The organism is Allorhizobium pseudoryzae, from assembly GCF_011046245.1.
In the GTDB taxonomy this organism is placed as follows: Bacteria; Pseudomonadota; Alphaproteobacteria; order Rhizobiales; family Rhizobiaceae; genus Neorhizobium; species Neorhizobium pseudoryzae.
This window is the reverse complement of the sequence record NZ_CP049241.1, coordinates 840216-859705: the sequence shown is the minus strand read 5'-3', so window position 1 is coordinate 859705 and position 19490 is coordinate 840216. Positions and strand designations below refer to the sequence as shown.

At 62.4% G+C, this 19490-nt stretch carries 21 protein-coding genes; 10 read left to right on the top strand and 11 right to left on the bottom strand.

Annotated features, from left to right (window positions below; genetic code table 11):
• Positions 1-168: 168 nt before the first annotated feature.
• From G6N78_RS04220 to G6N78_RS04210, 3 genes are read right to left on the bottom strand one after another with little or no spacing between them, the layout of a single operon-like run.
• Entirely contained in the window at positions 169-1041 is an 873-nt protein-coding gene (locus G6N78_RS04220; protein WP_165216013.1) for an SDR family oxidoreductase, read from the bottom strand.
• The gene (gene queG, locus G6N78_RS04215) at positions 1041-2225 is read right to left on the bottom strand and encodes a tRNA epoxyqueuosine(34) reductase QueG (RefSeq protein ID WP_165216012.1); all 1185 of its coding nucleotides are present in this window, start codon (positions 2223-2225) and stop codon (positions 1041-1043) included. The genes G6N78_RS04220 and queG overlap by 1 nt, the downstream gene beginning before the upstream one ends.
• The gene (locus G6N78_RS04210) at positions 2206-2898 is read right to left on the bottom strand and encodes a glutathione S-transferase family protein (protein ID WP_165216010.1); all 693 of its coding nucleotides are present in this window, start codon (positions 2896-2898) and stop codon (positions 2206-2208) included. The genes queG and G6N78_RS04210 overlap by 20 nt, the downstream gene beginning before the upstream one ends.
• A 158-nt stretch (positions 2899-3056) precedes the next feature.
• On the opposite strand from G6N78_RS04210, the gene G6N78_RS04205 reads away from it, so the two are divergent.
• Complete coding sequence (locus tag G6N78_RS04205) at positions 3057-3863, top strand: undecaprenyl-diphosphate phosphatase (protein WP_165216009.1); 807 nt, start codon at positions 3057-3059, stop codon at positions 3861-3863.
• A gap of 49 nt (positions 3864-3912) precedes the next feature.
• On the opposite strand, the gene G6N78_RS04200 is transcribed toward G6N78_RS04205, so the two are convergent.
• The 7 genes from G6N78_RS04200 to dnaN all read right to left on the bottom strand — a co-directional run bounded on the left by G6N78_RS04200 (position 3913) and on the right by dnaN (position 8898).
• Complete coding sequence (locus G6N78_RS04200; protein ID WP_165216007.1) at positions 3913-4074, bottom strand: hypothetical protein; 162 nt, start codon at positions 4072-4074, stop codon at positions 3913-3915.
• 245 nt (positions 4075-4319) lie between these two features.
• Positions 4320-5300 carry a complex I NDUFA9 subunit family protein gene (locus tag G6N78_RS04195; RefSeq protein ID WP_165216006.1) on the bottom strand — a complete coding sequence of 327 codons (981 nt, stop codon included), beginning with the start codon at positions 5298-5300 and terminating at the stop codon, positions 4320-4322.
• Between the two features lie 141 nt (positions 5301-5441).
• The gene (locus tag G6N78_RS04190; RefSeq protein ID WP_165216004.1) at positions 5442-5729 is read right to left on the bottom strand and encodes a DUF1330 domain-containing protein; all 288 of its coding nucleotides are present in this window, start codon (positions 5727-5729) and stop codon (positions 5442-5444) included.
• Positions 5730-5756: 27 nt separating this feature from the next.
• Positions 5757-6449, bottom strand: coding sequence for an orotidine-5'-phosphate decarboxylase (gene pyrF, locus G6N78_RS04185; RefSeq protein ID WP_165216003.1), 693 nt, complete (start codon positions 6447-6449; stop codon positions 5757-5759).
• Positions 6449-7048 carry a histidine phosphatase family protein gene (locus tag G6N78_RS04180; RefSeq protein WP_165216001.1) on the bottom strand — a complete coding sequence of 200 codons (600 nt, stop codon included), beginning with the start codon at positions 7046-7048 and terminating at the stop codon, positions 6449-6451. Before G6N78_RS04180 ends, pyrF begins: the two co-directional genes overlap by 1 nt.
• A 15-nt stretch (positions 7049-7063) precedes the next feature.
• Complete coding sequence (gene pmtA / locus G6N78_RS04175) at positions 7064-7657, bottom strand: phospholipid N-methyltransferase PmtA (protein WP_165215999.1); 594 nt, start codon at positions 7655-7657, stop codon at positions 7064-7066.
• 122 nt (positions 7658-7779) lie between these two features.
• On the bottom strand, positions 7780-8898 hold the full coding sequence (dnaN, locus tag G6N78_RS04170) for a DNA polymerase III subunit beta (RefSeq protein WP_165215998.1): 1119 nt from the start codon (positions 8896-8898) through the stop codon (positions 7780-7782).
• 275 nt (positions 8899-9173) lie between these two features.
• Here dnaN and rsmI point away from each other — a divergent pair, with 275 nt between their 5' ends.
• From rsmI to G6N78_RS04125, 9 genes are all read left to right on the top strand, one after another.
• Positions 9174-10082 carry a 16S rRNA (cytidine(1402)-2'-O)-methyltransferase gene (gene rsmI / locus G6N78_RS04165; RefSeq protein ID WP_234905874.1) on the top strand — a complete coding sequence of 303 codons (909 nt, stop codon included), beginning with the start codon at positions 9174-9176 and terminating at the stop codon, positions 10080-10082.
• Positions 10072-10440, top strand: a complete 369-nt coding sequence (locus G6N78_RS04160) for a YraN family protein (protein ID WP_165215995.1) — start codon at positions 10072-10074, stop codon at positions 10438-10440. The genes rsmI and G6N78_RS04160 overlap by 11 nt, the downstream gene beginning before the upstream one ends.
• A 126-nt stretch (positions 10441-10566) precedes the next feature.
• A complete protein-coding gene (gene ugpB, locus G6N78_RS04155; RefSeq protein WP_165215993.1) occupies positions 10567-11886 on the top strand; it encodes a sn-glycerol-3-phosphate ABC transporter substrate-binding protein UgpB in 1320 nt (439 codons plus the stop codon).
• Positions 11887-11964: 78 nt separating this feature from the next.
• Positions 11965-12849 carry a sn-glycerol-3-phosphate ABC transporter permease UgpA gene (gene ugpA, locus G6N78_RS04150; protein WP_165215992.1) on the top strand — a complete coding sequence of 295 codons (885 nt, stop codon included), beginning with the start codon at positions 11965-11967 and terminating at the stop codon, positions 12847-12849.
• Positions 12850-12858: 9 nt separating this feature from the next.
• On the top strand, positions 12859-13707 hold the full coding sequence (gene ugpE, locus G6N78_RS04145) for a sn-glycerol-3-phosphate ABC transporter permease UgpE (protein WP_165215990.1): 849 nt from the start codon (positions 12859-12861) through the stop codon (positions 13705-13707).
• A 1-nt stretch (position 13708) separates the two neighbouring features.
• A complete protein-coding gene (locus G6N78_RS04140; RefSeq protein WP_165215988.1) occupies positions 13709-14812 on the top strand; it encodes a sn-glycerol-3-phosphate import ATP-binding protein UgpC in 1104 nt (367 codons plus the stop codon).
• A gap of 105 nt (positions 14813-14917) precedes the next feature.
• A complete protein-coding gene (locus tag G6N78_RS04135; protein ID WP_165215987.1) occupies positions 14918-15427 on the top strand; it encodes a cupin domain-containing protein in 510 nt (169 codons plus the stop codon).
• A 75-nt stretch (positions 15428-15502) separates the two neighbouring features.
• A complete protein-coding gene (gene gshB, locus G6N78_RS04130) occupies positions 15503-16450 on the top strand; it encodes a glutathione synthase (RefSeq protein WP_165215985.1) in 948 nt (315 codons plus the stop codon).
• 218 nt (positions 16451-16668) lie between these two features.
• On the top strand, positions 16669-18201 hold the full coding sequence (locus tag G6N78_RS04125) for a YifB family Mg chelatase-like AAA ATPase (RefSeq protein ID WP_165215984.1): 1533 nt from the start codon (positions 16669-16671) through the stop codon (positions 18199-18201).
• A 195-nt stretch (positions 18202-18396) separates the two neighbouring features.
• Here the strand turns inward: G6N78_RS04125 and cysK are convergent, their stop codons facing one another.
• Positions 18397-19362: a cysteine synthase A gene (cysK, locus tag G6N78_RS04120; protein ID WP_165215982.1), complete on the bottom strand. Its 966-nt coding sequence runs from the start codon at positions 19360-19362 to the stop codon at positions 18397-18399.
• Positions 19363-19490 lie beyond the last annotated feature (128 nt).

The window sequence follows — 19490 nt, the reverse complement described above, 5'->3', positions numbered from 1 at the left end:
CGAAATCGGCGGAAATATTTTTATCGTGACGGTCGTTTTTCTGCCGATATCGCGCAAATTTTGGCGAGATTGCCGCAGAGGTAAAGAAACTGTCACTCTGTCATGTGCCAAAAATGGAATTTTCACCCGAAGAAGGCACCTATTTTGGGCTCCGCAGAAGCCCGGAAATCAGGGCTTCCAGACGTCGTCGGACCAGAGCTGCCGGAGGGAGACCCTGTAATCCAGAAACAGGAATTCAAACCCCAGGTTGCGTATGCTGGCGTTGGAGACCCGCTTGTTCTCGCCATAGAAAGAGCGCGCCATCGCGCTGAGCTCGGCGGTTTCGAAGGCCTGTTCCGGCGGCGGCTCGACGCCCATCAGGCGGGCGGCCTCCGTCACCACGTCCTGCGGCGGCGCCGGCTCGGCGTCGGTGATGTTGAAGATCCCGCCCAACTGGTGCTCGATCAGGAACTGGCAGGCGCGGCCGATATCCTCCACCCGGATGCGGTTGAACACCTGACCGGGCTTCACCAGCCGTCGTGCCGTGCCCTGCGCCAGGTTGACGAAGCCGTTGCGGCCAGGACCGTAAATGCCGGAAAGTCTCAGGATGGCAACGGGAATGCCGGCGGCCTCTGCCGCTCCTTGCCAACCCTCCTCCGCCGCCACGCGCTCCACCGAACGCTGCGACACGGGGCGGCATGGCGTTTCCTCCGTCACCCACGCCCCGCCATGATCGCCATAGACGCCGACGGTGGAGAGATAGGCCGCCCATTCGAGCCTCGGAAACAGCGCCCGCAGATCGCCCTTGCTCAGGGTGAGAAGGCTGTCGCCCTCCGCACCCGGCGCAATCGACTGGACGAGATGCGTGACCTCCGCCATCTCCTGGCGCAGTGCGGGAGAGAGTGTCGTTCCGTCGAATAGAAAGGGCTTTATTCCCTGTTGCGCCAGGAGCGTCGCCTTTTCCGGGCTGCGGGTGGTGCCGGAGACATGTGTCCCGGCCTTCAGCGCTTCCGCCGCAATGGCCTGGCCGGAATAACCGGCTCCAAAGATCATCATCCGCATCAGCCCTGCTCCACCATCTGCCATTCCGCCCGCACGTCCGGGTCCTCATCCTCTACCCTGCCGGCACGCAGAGCCGCAAAGCCTTCCGGCGGCATCAGGCGCGACAGGGCCCACACCGCCATGGCGCGCACCACGGGGGAGGTGTCATCAAGAAGACGCATGCAGGGCGCGATCAGATCACTTCGGCCGGAATTTCCAGCCGCGATCAACACGTTGCGGACAAAGCGGTCGCGACCGATGCGCTTGACCGGCGAGCCGCTGAATAGGCTGCGGAAGGCGCCGTCGTCGAGCGTCAGCAGACAGGCGATCGACGGCTCCTTCAGGTCTTCGCGCGCCTTGAGCTTCATTTCGGAGGCCTCTGCCGCGAACTTGTTCCACGGGCAGGCGGCAAGACAGTCGTCGCAGCCATAGATGCGGTTGCCGATCAGCGGTCGCAAGGTGGGATCGATCGGCCCCTTGTGCTCGATCGTGAGGTAGGAAATGCAGCGTCGCGCATCGATCTGGTAGGGCGCCGGGAAGGCCGCGGTGGGACAGGCATCAAGACAGGCGCGGCAGGAGCCGCAATGATCGCGCTCGGGCGCATCGATCTCCAGTTCTTCCGTCGTGAACAGGCTGCCGAGGAAAAGCCAGGAGCCGTGGCTGCGCGACACGAGGTTGGTGTGCTTGCCCTGCCAGCCGAGACCGGCGGCGGCGGCGAGCGGCTTTTCCATCACCGGGGCCGTATCGACAAACACCTTCACATCCGCACCGGCGCGCGCGGCAAAGCGCGTGGCGATCTCCTTCAGCCGGCCCTTGATGACGTCGTGATAATCGCGGTTGCGGGCATAGACGGAGATGGCGGCGCGGTCCGGCTTGTCGAGAATGGACCGCGGATCCTCATCCGGCCCGTAGTTCAGGCCCAACATGACGATGGAGCGGACCTCGCTCCACAGCGTGCGCGGATCGCCGCGCCGCTCCAGCGTCTCCTCCATCCAGGCCATGGTGCCATGGCGACCGGCGGCGACGAACTCGGCAAGGCGGGCCGGCGCCTCGGGAATGCTGGTGGGCAGGGTGATGCGACAGAGGTCAAACCCCTGGGCAAGCGCTTCCTGGCGCAGAAAGGCCGTCAGCTTGCGTTTCCGCTCCTCCGCTTTCGGCGGTCGTGCGGATGCCGGTCTGTCCTGATCAGAAGTCGAGGTCCGCATAATGAGATACCGGCGTGATGCCGCGGATACGTTCGCCCAGGAGCGGACGGAACGAGGGCCGCGATTTCAGCCTCTGATACCATTCCTTGGCGACCGGTGTCTCCTGCCAATCAATTTCGCCGAGATAATCGAGAACCGAGATCGAGGCGGCGGCGGCAAGATCCGCATAGCTCAGCCGGTCGCCGGCAAGCCAGGTGCGCGATCCGGCGAGCCAGGCGAGGTACTTCATATGCTGGCGAATATTGGCGCGTGCGGTGCGCAGCACCTTGCTGTCCGGTGCGCCGCCCCCTTGCGCCGCCGTCATCTGCAGCTTGTAGACCCGCTCGCGCGTCAGAGGCTTGGTGACGTCCTGCTCCATCTTCTGCAGGAACCACTCGGTCAGCCGGCGGATTTCGGCGCGCTGGAACGGATCTTCGGCCAGAAGCCGGCGGTCCCGTTTCAGGACACCATGCGTCTCGTCGAGAAATTCCAGCAACACGCTCGGTCCGCACAGCACGCGCATGCTGTCATCGACATAGACCGGCAGCGAACCGGCCGGATTGAGGGCGAGAAATTCGCGGCGCTTTTCCCAGGGCTGCTCCTCCACGAAATCCGTCTGGAAGCCGTATTCGGCCAGGATCAACCGGACGAAACGCGAGGCGGAGGACATGGGGTGGTGATAAAGCGTGGGCATTGATACTCGAAAATGAAGATTGTTATGATAAGCCTGCGACGGACGCGATCACCAATGCCCGAATGTGGCTGACATAAGGCAGCCACGAAGGTTTAGTAGGTCGAAGCGCTCATTTTCCTCCCACTATAATTCCCATCTCTCTTAACAAAGGATCAAGAATGGCGGACCAATCCATCGTCAGCGCCCTGGTTCTCGGCCTGATCGAGGGGCTGACCGAATTCATCCCGGTCTCCTCCACAGCCCACGTGCTGCTTGCCGGCCACTTCCTCGGCTTCGAATCACCCGGCAACACCTTTGCCGTCCTCATCCAGCTTGGCGCGATCCTCGCCATCCTGCTCGTCTATTTCCAGAAGCTTCTCGGGGTCGCCCTGACGCTGCCGACGAGCGCCCATTCGCGGCGTTTCGTGCTGACGGTGCTGATGGGTTTTCTGCCGGCGGCCGTGATCGGCGCCTTCGCGCACGACTTCATCAAGACCGTTCTGTTCGAAACGCCGATGCTGATCTGCGTGATGCTGATCCTCGGCGGCTTCATTCTCTTGGCGGTCGACCGGATGAATTTCAAGCCGCGCTATACGGATGCGATGACCTATCCGCCGTCGCTCGCCTTCAAGATCGGCCTCTTCCAGTGCCTCGCGATGATTCCGGGTACATCCCGTTCGGGGGCGACGATCGTCGGTTCGCTGCTGATGGGAACGGACAAGCGCTCGGCGGCGGAATTTTCCTTCTTCCTCGCCATGCCCACCATGGTGGGCGCCTTTGTGCTCGATCTCTACAAGAACCGGGACATCCTGAGCTTCGACGATCTCGGCATCATCGCGATCGGCTTCGTGGCGGCGTTTGTCACCGCGCTGGTCGTCGTGAAGGGTCTGTTGAACTTCGTGTCGAGCCGGGGCTTTGCGCCCTTCGCCTATTGGCGAATCCTGGTCGGATTCGCCGGCCTGGCAGGCCTCTTGATCTTCGGGTGATCACCCGCGGACAGGGCGGATCGTCAGCGGTCCGCCCAGATCAAACGGATCAGCGCGAGGCGTTGCTGATCGAGCCCGTGCTGCACGGGTCGACGCCGTAAGCGGGGGCGCAGGTGCCCTTGTTGGCGGCAACCGTGCCCGGTGCCAGGAAGGAGCCTGCAAGAATAACCATTGCCGCACACGCAAAAAACAGTGCGATCGACTTGCCCATGGAGGATTGCCTTTCGGAGGAAAAAAGAGATGTCACGGCGCCAACTGTTCCAGAACCGGTTGTGCGGGTTTACGAGCCGCCACCTTTGAATTCAATAGAGCAAGTTGTTGAATCCGCGGTTAATGCCTGCTTGACGCTGACTGCGGCATTTGTGTCACATTAGATTAACAAAAAATAGGCAGGGCGCCGGCCCTGCCTTGGATTGTGCAGCGCAGCGAGCCGCCATTGCGGCCCCTGCAATGGCCTCAGGCGGCCTTTCCGGCATTGGTGTACTGGCCGTGGATGCGGAAACGCACGAGGTAGCTTGGCAGGATGCTGGACAAGAGCGTGCCCTTGATGCCGAGGCCTTCCAGCGTGCGACCGTCCTTGATGGCTTCGTCTGACACCACGTTGTCTGTCTTCAGCAGGGTCACCTGGTCGGCGGTCAGCGGTGGTGCAATCAGCGGGATCATCGAGGCGACGCGGCCCATCGTCGAGGCGATGCCGAACGGGATCGAGATGAAGCCGCGCTTGCGATAGGTCACGCGCAGCACTTCCTCGAGACACTGCTTGAAGGTGAGGACTTCCGGCCCGCCGAGTTCGTAGATCTTGCCGCCTTCGACCTTGCCATCCACCGAGCGGGCCACCGCTTCGGCCACGTCTTCAACGAAGATCGGCTGGAACTTCGTGTGGCCGCCGCCGATCAGCGGCAGGAAGGGCATGGTGCGGGCCATATCCGCGAACTTGTTGAAGAAGTTGTCTTCCTGGCCAAAGACGATCGAGGGGCGCAGGATGACGGCATCCGGCAGCGTCTGCAGGATCGACTCCTCCGCACGGCCCTTGGAGCGGCCATAGGAGGATTCGGACTTGGCATTGGCGCCGATGGCGGAAATGTGGGTCAGCTTCGCACCGGCGGCGCGGGCCGCTTCGGCAACAGCCTTGGCACCGAATTCCTGCACCGCGTCAAACGAGTTCTTGCCGCTTTCGAACAGGATGCCGACGCAGTTGACGACGTAATCGGCGCCGGCCACTGCCTGGTCGATCGATTTGCGATAGCGCAGGTTCGCCTGAACCAGCTGGATCTGGCCCGCATAACCGAGCGGCCGCAGGAACCCGGCAAGATCCGGACGCCGCACGGCGACACGGATGCGGTAACCGCGCTTGGCGAGCGCCCGAACCACATGCCTGCCGACGAAGCCCGAGCCCCCGAACACGGTGACGAGCGGCGGAAGATTGGACATGGTCATGGGAATGCTCCGAAAGCCAGAAGGATCATGAGATTTCCTCTAGCCCAAAGCGTGGCCGAGGTGAAGTGTCAAGCGCCGGTCGAAAGGCCGCACGGCGCAGCAAAAACGGTTGCTGGTGAAGGAAGTGCTGAGAGGAGGCGTTCAGACGCCTTCCACCACCAGCATGTCGGAGTCCGCCGCCTCCTGGCGGATCTTGGCGGCGATCTGGTATACCGGCGAATTGTAGCAATCCACCGCATCCTGCATCGAGGCAAATTCGATCACCACGTTGCGGGCGCGCGATGGGCCTTCCAGCGTGGTGATGGGGCCGCCACGGGCGAGAAACTTCGCGCCGTAGTGTTCGAACGCCGGCTTGGCAGCGGCGACATAATCCTTGTAGCGCTCCGCATCGCGCACATCGACGCGGGCAATCCAGTATCCCTTGGGCATGCTTCTCTCCCTTTTCGCGGCTTTTCTTCAGAGCGCTTCATTCATTTCGGCAAGGATGGCCCGCGCCGCGGACAACGGATCCGTCGCCTTGACGATGGGCCGGGCAACGACGAGATGGCTGGAGCCCGCCTTGATCGCATCGAAGGGGGTGACGACCCGCTTCTGGTCGCCGGCATCGGCCCCCTTCGGGCGAATGCCGGGGGTGACGAGCGCCATGTCCGGGCCGATGATCTTGCGCACGGCGGACGATTCCTCCGCCGAGCAGACGATGCCGCCCATGCCGGCGGCGTGGGCCTGTTCGGCGCGCGTCAGCACCAGCGTGTGCGGGTCGTATTCGTAACCCGCCTCGCGCAAGTCCGCATCGTCCATGGAGGTCAGAACGGTCACGCCGAGCAGGCAGAGGTTCGAGCCCTTCGCCGCCTCCACCGCCGCGCGCATCGCCTTCGGATAGGCATGCAGGGTCAGCATGGTGACGCCCATCTTGACGATGTTTTCGACGCCCTTTGCCACGGTGTTGTCGATGTCGAGCAGCTTCATGTCGAGAAAGACCTGCTTGCCGTCGCGCACGAGGTCGCGGGCAAATTCCACGCCGCCGGCGAAAGCCAGTTGGTAGCCGATCTTGTAGAAGGAGACCTCGTTGCCCAGGGTACCGACCACGGCTTCCGCTTCGGTTATGGTGGGAAGGTCGAGCCCGACGATCAAGCGGTCGCGTGCGGTCATCATATGTCTCCTTGCCAGAATTCCATCGGCGTCCAGTCGCATGCGAGGCGGCACTCGGCAAGAGAGCGGGAGAGACGGAAGGCGAAAAGATTGCCGCCGCCGCCGGGCTGGTCGCAATCGCGCGAAATCGGCCGGCGGGCGAGATGGCATTTGAGCAGCGTGCCGACGCCGCCATGCCCGACAAAGGCGATCGGCAGGTTCGGGTCGTGCCCGGCCAAGACCTTCGAGACGGCGTTCACGATCCGCGCCTGCGCATCGACCGCGCGTTCCCAGCCGTGGAAACTGTCGTCCGGATGGGCGAAGAACCAGTCGGCGGCCTCTTCGAAGGCCGGCGGCGGCAGGAAGCCCGTGGCGGAGCGGTCGTTTTCATGCATGGCTGGGTCGATATCCGGCGCCACTCCGGCGGCATCGGCCAGAATCTCGGCCGTCTCGATCGCCTTGCGTTCGGCACTCGAGACGATGCGGCGAAGGTGCCGAACCCAGGAAAGCGCCGCCGCCTGCCGGGTGCGGGCAAGGCCGGTCTCCGACAGTCCCCAGTCCGGAACCGGAACCGCCGGATCGATGGTGACCTGCGGATGGGTGATGTAGACGCCGAACATGCGCAGGCGCCTCGCTCAGGGGCGGGTGTAGACCCACAGCTGCGCCGGCGGAATGTTGCGCACGACGAAATCGAAATGCTTGATCCGGTAGCTGTCCGGCTTGGCGACGATCGGCGAGACGGGACCATAGGTGATCTGCATCACCGGGCGGCCGTGCGGCATGCGGTCCAGCAGGTCTTCCAGAAGCGCGATCCGCCGCTCCATCGGAAAGCTCAGCATGGGGATGGCCGAGATGACCGCATCGAACTGCACGTCCTTGAAGCTGCCGAGCGTGTTCTGAAGGTCGAAGGCGTCGCCGTTGATGAAGTGGACGCCCGGAAAATTGCGGGTGAGATGCTGGAAGAAGTCGGTCGAGAATTCGATCGAGACCAGGTTCTCCGGCTTGATGCCGCGCTGCAGGATGGCCTTGGTGATGATGCCGGTTCCGGGGCCGAGTTCCAGCACCGGCAGGCCCGTCTTCGGCGTGATGACACTTGCCATGCGCCGCGCCGTGATGCCGGAGGTGGGCAGAATAGCGCCGACCCGTTTGGGTCCGTCGATCCAGCCCTTGAAGAAGCGGATTTCCTCGTCAAACTTGCGGCCCAGCCGCTCCTTGAAACGCAATTGCATTCTGATCTCCCGGCAGGCCTAACTGAACTAAGTGGCTTTTGATGACGCAAAAGCAAGGAAAAATGTCGCATCCAAAAATGCGGCAAAAAAAGGGACCGGCGAACCGATCCCTTGATTTTAGCTTAAACGCGCATGGGCATCAGAACATAAAGGGCGTCATCGCCCGCCGTATCCCTGACAAGTGTCGGTGAACCCGCATCCGCCAGCATGAAGATCGCATCTTCACCGGACAGCTGCGCGGTGATGTCGAGCAGATACTTGGCGTTGAAGCCGATTTCCATCGGATCGCTTTCGTAGCCGACCGCCACTTCTTCCGTGGCACTACCGGAATCCGGGTTGTTGACGGTGAGCAGCAGCTGGCCTTCGCTGAGCGCCAGCTTCACCGCCCGACCGCGCTCCGAGGAGATGGTCGAGACGCGATCGACGGCGCGGGTAAAACTCTGGCAATCGACGCGCATTTCCTTGTCGTTGCCGGTCGGGATGACACGCTGGTAATCCGGGAAGGTGCCGTCGATCAGCTTCGAGGTCATCACGATCGTGCCCATGTTCAGGCGGATCTTGGCATCCGATACCTCGACGGTGACGACGAGTTCCGGATCATCGACCAGCTTCTGCAGCTCGCCAACCGTCTTGCGCGGAATGATGATGCCGGGCATGCCCTCAGAACCGGAGGGGGCAACGATATCGGCGCGCGCCAGGCGGTGGCCGTCGGTCGCCACGGCGCGCAGCTTCAGCTCGCCGCCGGCCTCGATCGTGTGGAAGAAGATGCCGTTCAGATAGTAGCGCGTCTCTTCCGTCGAGATCGCGAACTGGGTGCGATCGATCAACATCTTGAGCTCGGTCGCCTTGATCTTGAACGTGTGGCTGAAGGTGCCGGCCGTCAGATCCGGGAAGTCCGATTCCGGCAGGCACTGCAGCGAGAATTTCGAGCGGCCGGACTGGACGATCATGCTGCCGCCATCCGGATTGGTGGTGAGGCGCACTTCCGCGCCATCCGGCAGCTTGCGGACGATTTCGTAGAGAAGGTGGGCCGGAACGGTGGTCGCACCCGCCTGTTCCACCATGGCCGGCACTTCTTCCGTGACTTCCAGATCAAGGTCGGTCGCCTTCAGCGCCAGCTCGTTGCCGGAGGCGCGCATCAAGACGTTGGACAGGATCGGGATCGTGTTGCGGCGTTCCACGACCCGGTGAACATGGTTCAGCGACTTAAGAAGGTTGGACCGCTCAAGAGTAATACGCATGGACGCTACCGCTTTCGACCGTGCCGGTCCGGAAGGACCGGAAGTTATGCTTGTCCGTCAGGGTGGTCGGACGATGTGGACGGGCAAAATGGCAGAGTTTTGAAGGAAAAGGCAAGGGGGCCTGCCAATCGCGTGGAGGATTTCGGTGCGGTGCAAGAGACTTCGCACAGCTTTCCACAGCCATGCGTGGTGATGCTGCCTGCTTGCCCAATCTGCCGGCCTCCCCCATAAAGGCGAAAACAGCCCGGAATAGCCCAGAAAGGTCAGGCGCAGACGTGACGGATAATGAAAAGGCGACCTCCCGAACCTACCGTGTCGCCAATGTCGCGGTGCCGGCAAGGCCGCTCGAGCCGGCGCTTTATCTGGTGGCAACGCCGATCGGCAATCTGGGTGATATCACGCTTCGGGCACTCGAAACGCTGGCGGGCGCCGATGTGCTGGCCTGCGAGGATACCCGCGTCACCCGCGTGCTGCTCGACCGCTTCGGCATTTCTGGCCGTCCCTTCGCCTATCACGAGCACAATGCCAACGAGGCCGGGCCAAGGCTGATTGCGGCGCTCGATGAGGGCAAGTCCGTCGCGCTTGTTTCGGATGCCGGAACGCCGCTCGTCTCCGATCCGGGGTACCGCCTCGGTCAGCTGGCGCTGGAGGCCGGCCACAAGGTGGTGCCGATCCCCGGTCCCTCCGCGCCGCTCGCCGCCCTCGTCGGCTCCGGCCTGCCGTCCGACGCCTTTTTGTTTGCGGGTTTCCTGCCGGTCAAGGAAAAGGGACGCCGCGACCGGCTGGCGGAACTCTCCAAGATCCCGGCGACGCTGATCTTCTTCGAATCGCCGCACCGGATTGCCGACACGCTGGTCATCGCCGCCGACGTGCTGGGGCCGTCCAGGCCGGCCTGCGTCTGCCGGGAACTGACCAAGACCTTCGAGGAGTTCCGCCGGGGATCGCTCGGCGATCTCGCGGCCCAATATGCCGATGCGACGGTGAAGGGCGAGGTGGTGCTGGTCATCGGCCCGCCGGCCTTTGACGATGTGCCGGCTGCGGTCGATGTCGACGTGATGCTGCGAGAACTTGCCGCCAGCATGCCGGCGACGAAGGCGGCCGCCGAGGCCGCGCGCCTGACTGGCCTGTCGCGCAAGGATCTCTATCAGCGGCTCATCGAATTGAAGGATGGCGATGGCGGCTGACGAGAAAAGGCTGAAGCGGCGGAGGGCGGAGCGCCGCGGGCGCCTTGCCGAATATGCCGCGGCCCTTTTTCTGCGGCTGAAGGGTTACCGAATCCTCGTCATGCGCTATCGCACGCCTTCGGGTGAAATCGATATCATTGCCCGCCGCGGAGATCTTGTTGCCTTCGTCGAAGTGAAAATGCGCCAAGATGCGCGTAATGCCGTGGATGCTGTTGGTCCTGCAACGCAGCATCGCATCCGTGCTGCTTCCAACCATTGGATTTCAAGGCAGTCCAACGCACATCTGCTTTCCTATCGATACGATATTGTTGCAATGCAGCAATGGAAGCTTCCCCGACATTTTGTGGATGCCTTCTGAAAAGCTTGCAAAGCTGTGCAATATCAGGCTCTCCTGTAATGGTGCTGTCATAAATCCTTTAAGGACGCGTCACATAAGGCCGCTAAGCCAGCCACATCCGATCTACCGGAGATAGAGGGAGACACCATGTTCAAGAAGCTCGCATTGGCCGCAGCAGCGCTCGCGCTCTCGGCAACCACCTCGCTCGCAGCAACCGAAGTCACCTGGTGGCACGCCATGGGTGGCGAACTCGGCAAGAAGCTCGAGGAGATCGCCACGAAGTTCAACGAAAGCCAGAGCGACTACAAGGTCGTTCCGGTCTACAAGGGTTCGTATCCGGAAACCCTGACCGCAGCGATCGCTGCGTTCCGCGCCAACCAGCAGCCGGCCATCGTGCAGGTTTTCGAAGTGGGCACGGGCACGATGATGGCCGCCAAGGGCGCCGTCTATCCGGTCTACAAGCTGATGAAGGATGAAGGCGAAGCCTTCGACACGAAGTCTTTCCTCGGTCCGGTCGTCGGGTATTATTCCGATACGGAAGGCAACATCCTGTCGCTGCCGTTCAACTCCTCGACGCCGATCCTCTATTACAACAAGGACGTCTTCAAGAAGGCCGGCCTTGATCCGGAAGTGGCACCGAAGACCTGGAAGGAAGTCGAAGACTTTTCCAAGAAGATCGTCTCTTCCGGCGCTGCTAAGTGCGGCTTCACCTCGGCCTGGATCACCTGGGTTCAGACGGAAAACCTGTCGGCTCTGCACGACCAGCCCTTCGGCACGCTGGAAAACGGCTTCGGCGGCCTGAAGAGCGAGTTCAAGTTCAACGGTCCGGTTCAGGTCAAGCATTGGGCCAACCTGAAGAAGTGGCAGGATGAAGGCCTCTTCAAGTATGGCGGCCCGGTGGGCGGCGATCAGGCAGCGACGATGTTCTACGCCCAGGAATGCGCCATGACGATGAACTCGTCGGCCGGCCGTGCGGGCGTCATCAACAACGCCAAGAACTTCACTCCGGGCTTTGCTCCGCTGCCCTATTATGACGACGTCACGAAGGAGCCGAAGAACTCCATCATCGGCGGCGCGACGCTCTGGGTTCTGAATGGCAAGGACAAGGCCGTCTACAAGGGCGTTGCGAAGTTCTTCTCCTACCTCTCGAAGTCGGAAGTCCAGGCCGACTGGCACCAGTTCACCGGCTACCTGCCGATCACCAACGCGGCCTATGAGCTTGGCAAGAGCCAGGGTTACTACGCCAAGAACCCAGGCTCCGATATCGCTATCGAGCAGATCACCCGCGGCACGCCGAGCGCGAACTCCAAGGGTCTGCGTTTTGGCAACTTCACCCAGGTTCGCACGATCGTGGATGAAGAGTTCCAGTCGCTGCTGGCCGGCAAGAAGGACGCCAAGCAGGCTCTCGACAGCGCCGTCGAGCGCGGCAACAAGCTGCTTCGCGAATTCGAAGCCGCCAATAACTGATCATCGCTGACCCAGAGGGGAGGGGCGGCCGACGGCCGGTCCTCCCTTCCTTTGTCCGGACCAATCTGGCAGGGCTCAATGGATACCAAAAAAACGACCTTCAACAGCCGGCTGCTGCCTTACCTGCTGCTCGCGCCCCAGCTTTTCATCACGCTCGTATTCTTCATCTGGCCGGCGGCGCAGGCGGTGAAGTCCTCCTTCGAGCGGGAAGACCCCTTCGGTCTGTCGACCGTCTTTGTTGGATTTCTGCATTACCAGCGCCTCTTCGAGGATCCGAACTATCTGGATGCCCTGTCGCGGACGGCGGTCTTTGCCGTGTCGGTGACGGCGCTGTCGATGATTCTCGGCCTTGCCTTCGCCGCTGCCGTGGATCGCCTGGTGCGCACCGGCAAGGTCTATACCACGCTGCTCGTCTGGCCCTATGCCGTGGCCCCGGTGGTCGCCGGCGTGTTGTGGTGGTTCCTGTTCAACAGTTCCACGGGCCTCATGCCCTTCTTCCTCGAAAAGATCGGGATCGATTGGGATCATGATCTGAACGGCACCCAGGCGATGATCCTGATCATCATTGCCGCGGCCTGGAAACAGGTATCCTACAATTTCCTGTTTTTCCTCGCCGGCCTTCAGTCCGTGCCGCAATCGCTGATGGAAGCCGCCGCGATCGATGGATCGGGACCGGTGAAGCGCTTCTTCACGATCTCTTTGCCGCTATTGTCGCCCACCACCTTTTTCCTGTTCATCATCAACGTGAACTACACGATGTTTGACACCTTCCCGATCGTCGATGCGACGACGGTGGGCGGTCCGGCACAGGCGACCACGACGCTGGTCTACAAGGTCTACCAGGATGGTTATCTCGGCCTGAACCTCGGCTCGTCCTCGGCGCAGTCGGTTCTCCTGATGATGATCGTGATGGTACTGACCTTCGTGCAGTTCCGTTATGTTGAACGCCGCGTGCAGTATTGAGGGCCGATCATGGTTGAAAACCGCCCCTTCCTGACCTTTCTGACCCATGCCTTCCTGATTCTTGGCTTCGTTCTCGTGGCGCTGCCGGTCTATGTGGCGGTCATCGCCTCGACGCATGACATTTCGACCCTGATGAGCGGCCCCGTACCGCTTCTGCCGGGCTCGCATTTCATCGAGAATTACACCCAGATCCTGACGAGCGCTTCGGCAGCGAACGGCCTGCCGAACTATTCGCACATGGCGTTGAATTCGCTGATCATGGCGCTGGTGATCACCATCGGAAAGATTTCGATCTCGATCATCTCGGCCTTCGCGATCGTCTATTTCCGGTTTCCGCTTCGCCAGCTCGCCTTCTGGATCATCTTCGTGACGTTGATGCTGCCGGTCGAAGTGCGCATCATGCCGACCTACAAGATCGTCGCCGATCTCGGCATGCTGAACTCGTGGGCGGGTCTGACCGTTCCGCTGATCGCGTCCGCCACCGCAACCTTCCTGTTCCGCCAGTTCTTCATGACGGTGCCGGACGAAATGCTGGAAGCGGCGCGCGTGGATGGTGCGGGACCGATGAAGTTCTTCCGCGACATCCTGCTTCCCTTGTCGCGCACGAATATCGGCGCGCTCTCCGTGATCCTGTTCATCTATGGCTGGGTGCAATACCTCTGGCCGCTGCTGGTGACGACGGATCCCGGTTACTACACATTGATGATGGGCATGAAACGCATGGTCACCGTCCAGGACGGTGTCATCGAATGGCAGCTCGTGATGGCCGGCGCCGTGCTGGCCATGCTGCCCCCCATTCTGATCGTTATTTTTATGCAGCGGCTGTTCATCCGCGGCCTGACAGAGACGGAGAAGTAACATGGCTGGCATCAAGATAGCCGGTGTGTCGAAAATCTATGCCGGGGGCGTGAAGGCGGTCAATTCCGTGTCGATCGACATTGCCGATGGCGAATTCATCGTGCTCGTCGGTCCTTCGGGCTGCGGCAAGTCCACCCTCCTGCGCATGGTCGCCGGTCTCGAAACCATTTCCGACGGCGAGGTCTCGATCGGCGGCAAGGTGGTGAACCGCATGGAACCGGCCGAGCGCGACATCGCGATGGTCTTCCAGAACTATGCGCTCTACCCGCACATGACGGTCTATCAGAATCTGGCCTACGGGTTGAAGAACCGCGGCACGCCGAAGGCGGAGATCGATGCCCGCGTGGCGGAAGCCGCCCGCATGCTGGAAATTACCCAGTATCTGGAGCGCAAGCCGCGCGCGCTCTCCGGCGGCCAGCGCCAGCGTGTGGCCATGGGCCGCGCCATCGTGCGCAAGCCGGCGGCCTTCCTGTTCGACGAACCACTGTCGAACCTCGATGCCAAGCTGCGCGTCTCGATGCGCGGCGAAATCAAGCGCCTGCAGCGGCGCCTTGGCACCACCTCGATCTACGTCACCCACGATCAGCTGGAAGCCATGACGCTGGCGGACCGGTTGGTGGTGCTCAACGGCGGCCAGATCGAGCAGATCGGCTCGCCGCTCGAGGTCTACCACGCGCCGGCCTCCACCTTCGTGGCCAGTTTCATCGGCTCGCCGGCGATGAACCTCGTTGCCGGCGAACTCCATGGCAATCGGCTGGCAATCGGCCCGGCCGTCGTCGAGCTTGGCGGAACGGCACCCACATCCGGCGCCGTGACGGTGGGGATCAGGGCCGAGGATCTGCGGCTGGCAAAGCCCGGCGAAGCCGTGCTGCCGATGACGGTGGACTATATTGAGGAACTGGGGGCTCAGCGCCTGGTGCACGGCCTGGTGGGCGACCAGATGCTGACGGCTTCGATGCCGACGGACATGGAAATCGGCGAGGCGCTGTCCCTGACCGTCGATCAGGACCGGCTGCACTTCTTCTCCGCTAGCAATGGCAAGCGCATCGGCTCGGCGACCGGCAGTGCCGCAAATGTCACGGTGAGCGCTGTGGAAACGGCCTGACTGCAAGCGAAAGCGGCAGTTTCATTAGAATCTTAAGCAGTGGCAAAACCTCCTGCTCAGGTTCCGCTGCTAGGTTAGCCCCCGATCAAACGCTTTGGGGGCGACATGGTTGTGAAACTGGCATTGGCGGGCGCGCTGGCGCTCGCCTACCGTGGACGAGACATCAGGAAACGCAATGAGGTTCCACCCTTCATCGGCGCTTCACCGGAGGCGCTGTTTCGGGATCTGAAGCCGGCTCCGATCGAGCCGACCTGGATTCTGGCAGGCGAGCCGCAGGCGCGCGTGGCGCAGCATTCGTGCACTGAGGACAAGTGTTCCGTGACGGCGATGTGGGACTGCACCGCGGGCAGCTTCCGCTGGTATTTCGGCGATGACGAGACCGTCGTCATCCTCGAGGGCGAGGTGTTCATCACCGCGGCGGACGGCACGCAGCGGCTGTTGCGGGCCGGCGACATCGGTTATTTCAAGGCCGGCACCTGGGCCACCTGGCGCATCGACACTTACGTGCGCAAGATCGCCTTCATGCGCCAGCCGATCTGGCTGCCGCTGGCGCTTTTCTACAGGATTCGCAACCGCTTGCGTCGCCGCATCAAGGGCTCCGGCCTCGGTCTTTGAGAGAGTTGGAATCTGCCGTTGCCATCGATGGCCCGCCGTCCTACATCTGGCGGGCAATCTGACAAGGGGCAGGGTATGGCCAAGATCCGCAAAGTCGCGTTCCAGATGGACCACGTGTCCGGCATCAACATTGCCGGCGATTCCACCTTCGCCATGGCGCTGGAAGCGCAGGCGCGCGGGTATGCGCTTTATCATTATACACCCGACCGGCTGACCATGCGCGATGGCCGGATCTTCGCGGCTGTCGAGGAGATGACGGTCCGCGACGAGAAGGGCAGCCACTTCACGCTCGGCGAACGCGAACGGGTGGACTTGGCCTCCATGGACGTGGTGATGCTGCGCCAGGACCCGCCCTTTGATATGGCCTACATCACCTCGACGCATCTGCTCGAGCGTCTGCAGCCGCAAACGCTGGTGGTGAACGACCCGGCCTGGGTGCGCAACTCGCCGGAAAAGATCTTCGTCACCGAATTTGCCGACCTGATGCCGCCGACGCTGATCACCCGCGACATCGGCGAGATTGCGCGCTTCCGCGATGAACTGGGCGATATCATCCTGAAGCCGCTCTACGGCAATGGCGGCGCCGGCGTCTTCCACTCGGCGCGCGACGACCGCAACTTCTCCTCGTTGCTCGAAATGTTCGGCCAGATGTACCGCGAGCCCTTCATCGCGCAGGGTTACCTGCGGGCCGTGCGCAAGGGCGATAAGCGCATCCTGCTGGTGGACGGCGAGCCTGTGGGCGCGATCAACCGCGTGCCGGCCGAGCATGATGCGCGCTCCAATATGCATGTGGGCGGGCGGGCGGAAGCCACCGAACTGACGGCACGGGAACAGGAAATCTGCGCCCGCATCAGCCCGGCCTTGCGCGAACGTGGCTTCCTCTTCGTCGGCATCGACGTGATCGGCGACTTCATGACCGAGATCAACGTCACCTCGCCGACAGGTATTCGCGAAGTCAAAAAGTTCGGCGGCGCCGATGTTGCTGCTCTTCTCTGGGACGCGATCGAGAAGAAGCGTGGTTGACCTCGTCGACCGGGCGTTGCACGCAGCGCCCGTTCACACCTGATCGCCTTTCGTTCCAGAAGAACAACCAAGGCGAAGCATCGTCGCGTTTTTCGTGTATTTGTTCGCATAATGTTCTTGTTTCCCGCCAGTATTCGTGGTTGAGTGTGCTGAATGGCTTTTCAAACCCATGGGTTGAAGAGTTTGGCAGACGCTTGAGCGCGTGGGGCAGGTGACGCATGGTTGCACGGGTCAGCACAGTCGCATTTCAGGGCATCGAAGGTGTTCCGGTCGATGTTCAGGTCATGGTCGGGCCAGGCAAGCTCGGCATGCAGATCGTCGGCCTGCCGGACAAGGCGGTGGCGGAAAGCCGCGAACGGGTGCAGGCGGCCCTGCATGCCTCCGGCCTGGCGCTGCCGCCGAAACGGGTGACTGTCAACTTGGCACCCGCGGACCTACCCAAGGAAGGCTCGCATTTCGATCTGCCGATCGCGCTCGGCCTGATGGCGGCGCTTGGCGCCATTCCGGGTGATGCTCTGTCGAATTACGTGGTGATCGGCGAGCTAAATCTCGACGGGACCTTGGCAGCCGTGGCCGGCGCGCTGCCCGCTGCGATCGGTGCGAATGCGCTGGAGAAGGGCCTGATCTGCCCGGCTGACAGTGGGGCGGAAGCTGCCTGGGCGGGTGCCGGCATCGATATCCTTGCGCCGCGCAGCCTGATCGCGCTTGCCAATCATTTCCGTGGCACGCAGGTTCTCTCCCGCCCGCAGCCGGCGATCCGGGCCCCCGCCGCCAACCTGCCGGATCTTGCCGATATCAAGGGCCAGGAAAGCGCCAAGCGGGCGCTGGAAGTGGCGGCCGCTGGCGGCCACAATCTCCTGATGGTGGGGCCGCCCGGATCGGGAAAATCCATGCTGGCCGCACGCCTTCCCTCCATCCTGCCGCCGCTGTCGGCCGCCGAACTGCTGGAAGTGTCGATGATCCATTCGATCGCCGGACAGCTCTCCGGCGGCAAGCTCTCCGACCGAAGGCCGTTCCGCACGCCGCATCATTCGGCCACCATGGCCGCCCTCGTCGGCGGTGGATTGCGGGCGAAGCCGGGTGAGGCCTCGCTTGCCCATCACGGCGTGCTGTTCCTTGACGAGTTTCCCGAATTTACGCCACAGGTGCTGGATGCATTGCGCCAGCCGCTGGAAACCGGAGAATGCGTGATTGCGCGGGCCAATCACCGCGTCTCCTATCCGGCGACCATTCAGCTGGTGGCGGCCATGAACCCCTGCCGCTGCGGCATGGCGGGCGAGCCGGGCCACACCTGCGCCCGCGGCCCGCGCTGCATGAGCGAATATCAGGGCCGGATTTCCGGGCCGCTGATGGACCGCATCGATATTCGCATCGACGTGCCGGCGGTCTCTGCCGCCGATCTCATCCGCCCGCGTCCGGCCGAAACCAGCGCCACGGTGGCGGCACGTGTAGCGCAGGCGCGCGAGCGGCAGATGCGACGGTTTGCAGACGCCGGCCTGCCGGAGATTTCCACCAATGCCCGCTGCTCGACGGCCCTCATCGAGGATTTCGCCGCCCCCGATGCCGCCGGCATGCAGCTGCTGCGCGACGCGGCGGAGAAACTGAAATTCTCCGCCCGCGGCTATCACCGTATCCTGAAAGTCGCCCGCACGCTCGCCGATCTCGACGGCGAGGACAAGGTCGGGCGCATTCACCTCGCGGAAGCGATTTCCTACCGGATCGCCGGAGAACGCTTGACGGCGGCGGCGTGAGGTTTTGAGCGAATAGGGAGTAGCGAATAGCGAATAGTTGAAACTGCCCTGCGTGCAGCAGGTTGCTTGTTGAAAAGGCGTCAAAGGTACTTGCGTCGACGACGCCAGCCTCGGGAATCATTCGCTATTCGCTATTCGCTATTCGCTATTCGCTATTCGCTATTCGCTATTCGCTATTCGCTATTCGCTATTCGCTCACCCCAACCCCTCAAACAGCGCCGTCGACAGGTAGCGTTCGGCAAAGGAGGGTATGATGACGACGAGGTTTTTGCCCTCGTTTTCCGGACGTGAACCGATGCGGATGGCGGCGGTGAGTGCCGCGCCGGAGGAGATGCCGACGGGCAGGCCTTCGAGGCGTGCGACGTGGCGGGCCATCTCAATCGCCTCGGTGCTCGCGACGGTCACCACCTCGTCATAGATAGCGGTGTCGAGGATTTTTGGGGCGAAACCGGCGCCGATGCCCTGGATCTTGTGCGGGCCGGGCTCGCCGCCGGAGAGGACGGGAGACTCGGTGGGTTCCACGGCGAACACCTTGAGGTCGGGCTTGCGTGCCTTCAGCACCTGGCCAACGCCGGTGATCGTGCCGCCGGTGCCGATGCCGGCGACGAAGAGATCAACCTGGCCGTCGGTATCGGTCCAGATTTCCTCCGCCGTCGTCTGGCGGTGGATTTCCGGATTGGCCGGGTTTTCGAACTGCTGCGGAATGACCGCGTCGGGCAGGCTGGCGGCGAGTTCCTCGGCCTTGGCGATCGCGCCCTTCATGCCCTTCGGGCCTTCGGTCAGCACCAGTTCGGCCCCGAAGAGTGCCAGCATCTTGCGCCGCTCGATAGACATTGTCTCCGGCATGGTAAGGATCAGCCGGTAGCCCTTGGCGGCGGCGGCAAAGGCAAGCGCAATGCCGGTATTGCCGGAGGTCGGTTCGATCAGCGTCGTGCGGCCGGGCGCGATCTTGCCTTGCGCTTCCAGGCTTTCGATCATGGCGACCCCGATGCGGTCCTTGACGGAGGCGATCGGGTTGAAGAATTCGAGCTTGGCCAGCAGATGGGCCTTCACGCCCTTCTCCTTGGCCAGCTTGTCGAGCCGCACGAGCGGCGTATTGCCGATCGTCTCGAGGATTGAGGAATAGATCTTGCCGCGGCCGGGCCTGCTCGTGTCGGACATGCTGTTTCTCCCAAACGTCGTGTTGCACCGAGATTAGGGCCGAAGGTGCCATCCGGCGAGGGTGCTTGTGCCGGAATAGAGGCCGGTGTGGAAAAATCTTGTTCGTTTCGCGCCCTTTGGCGCGGGCA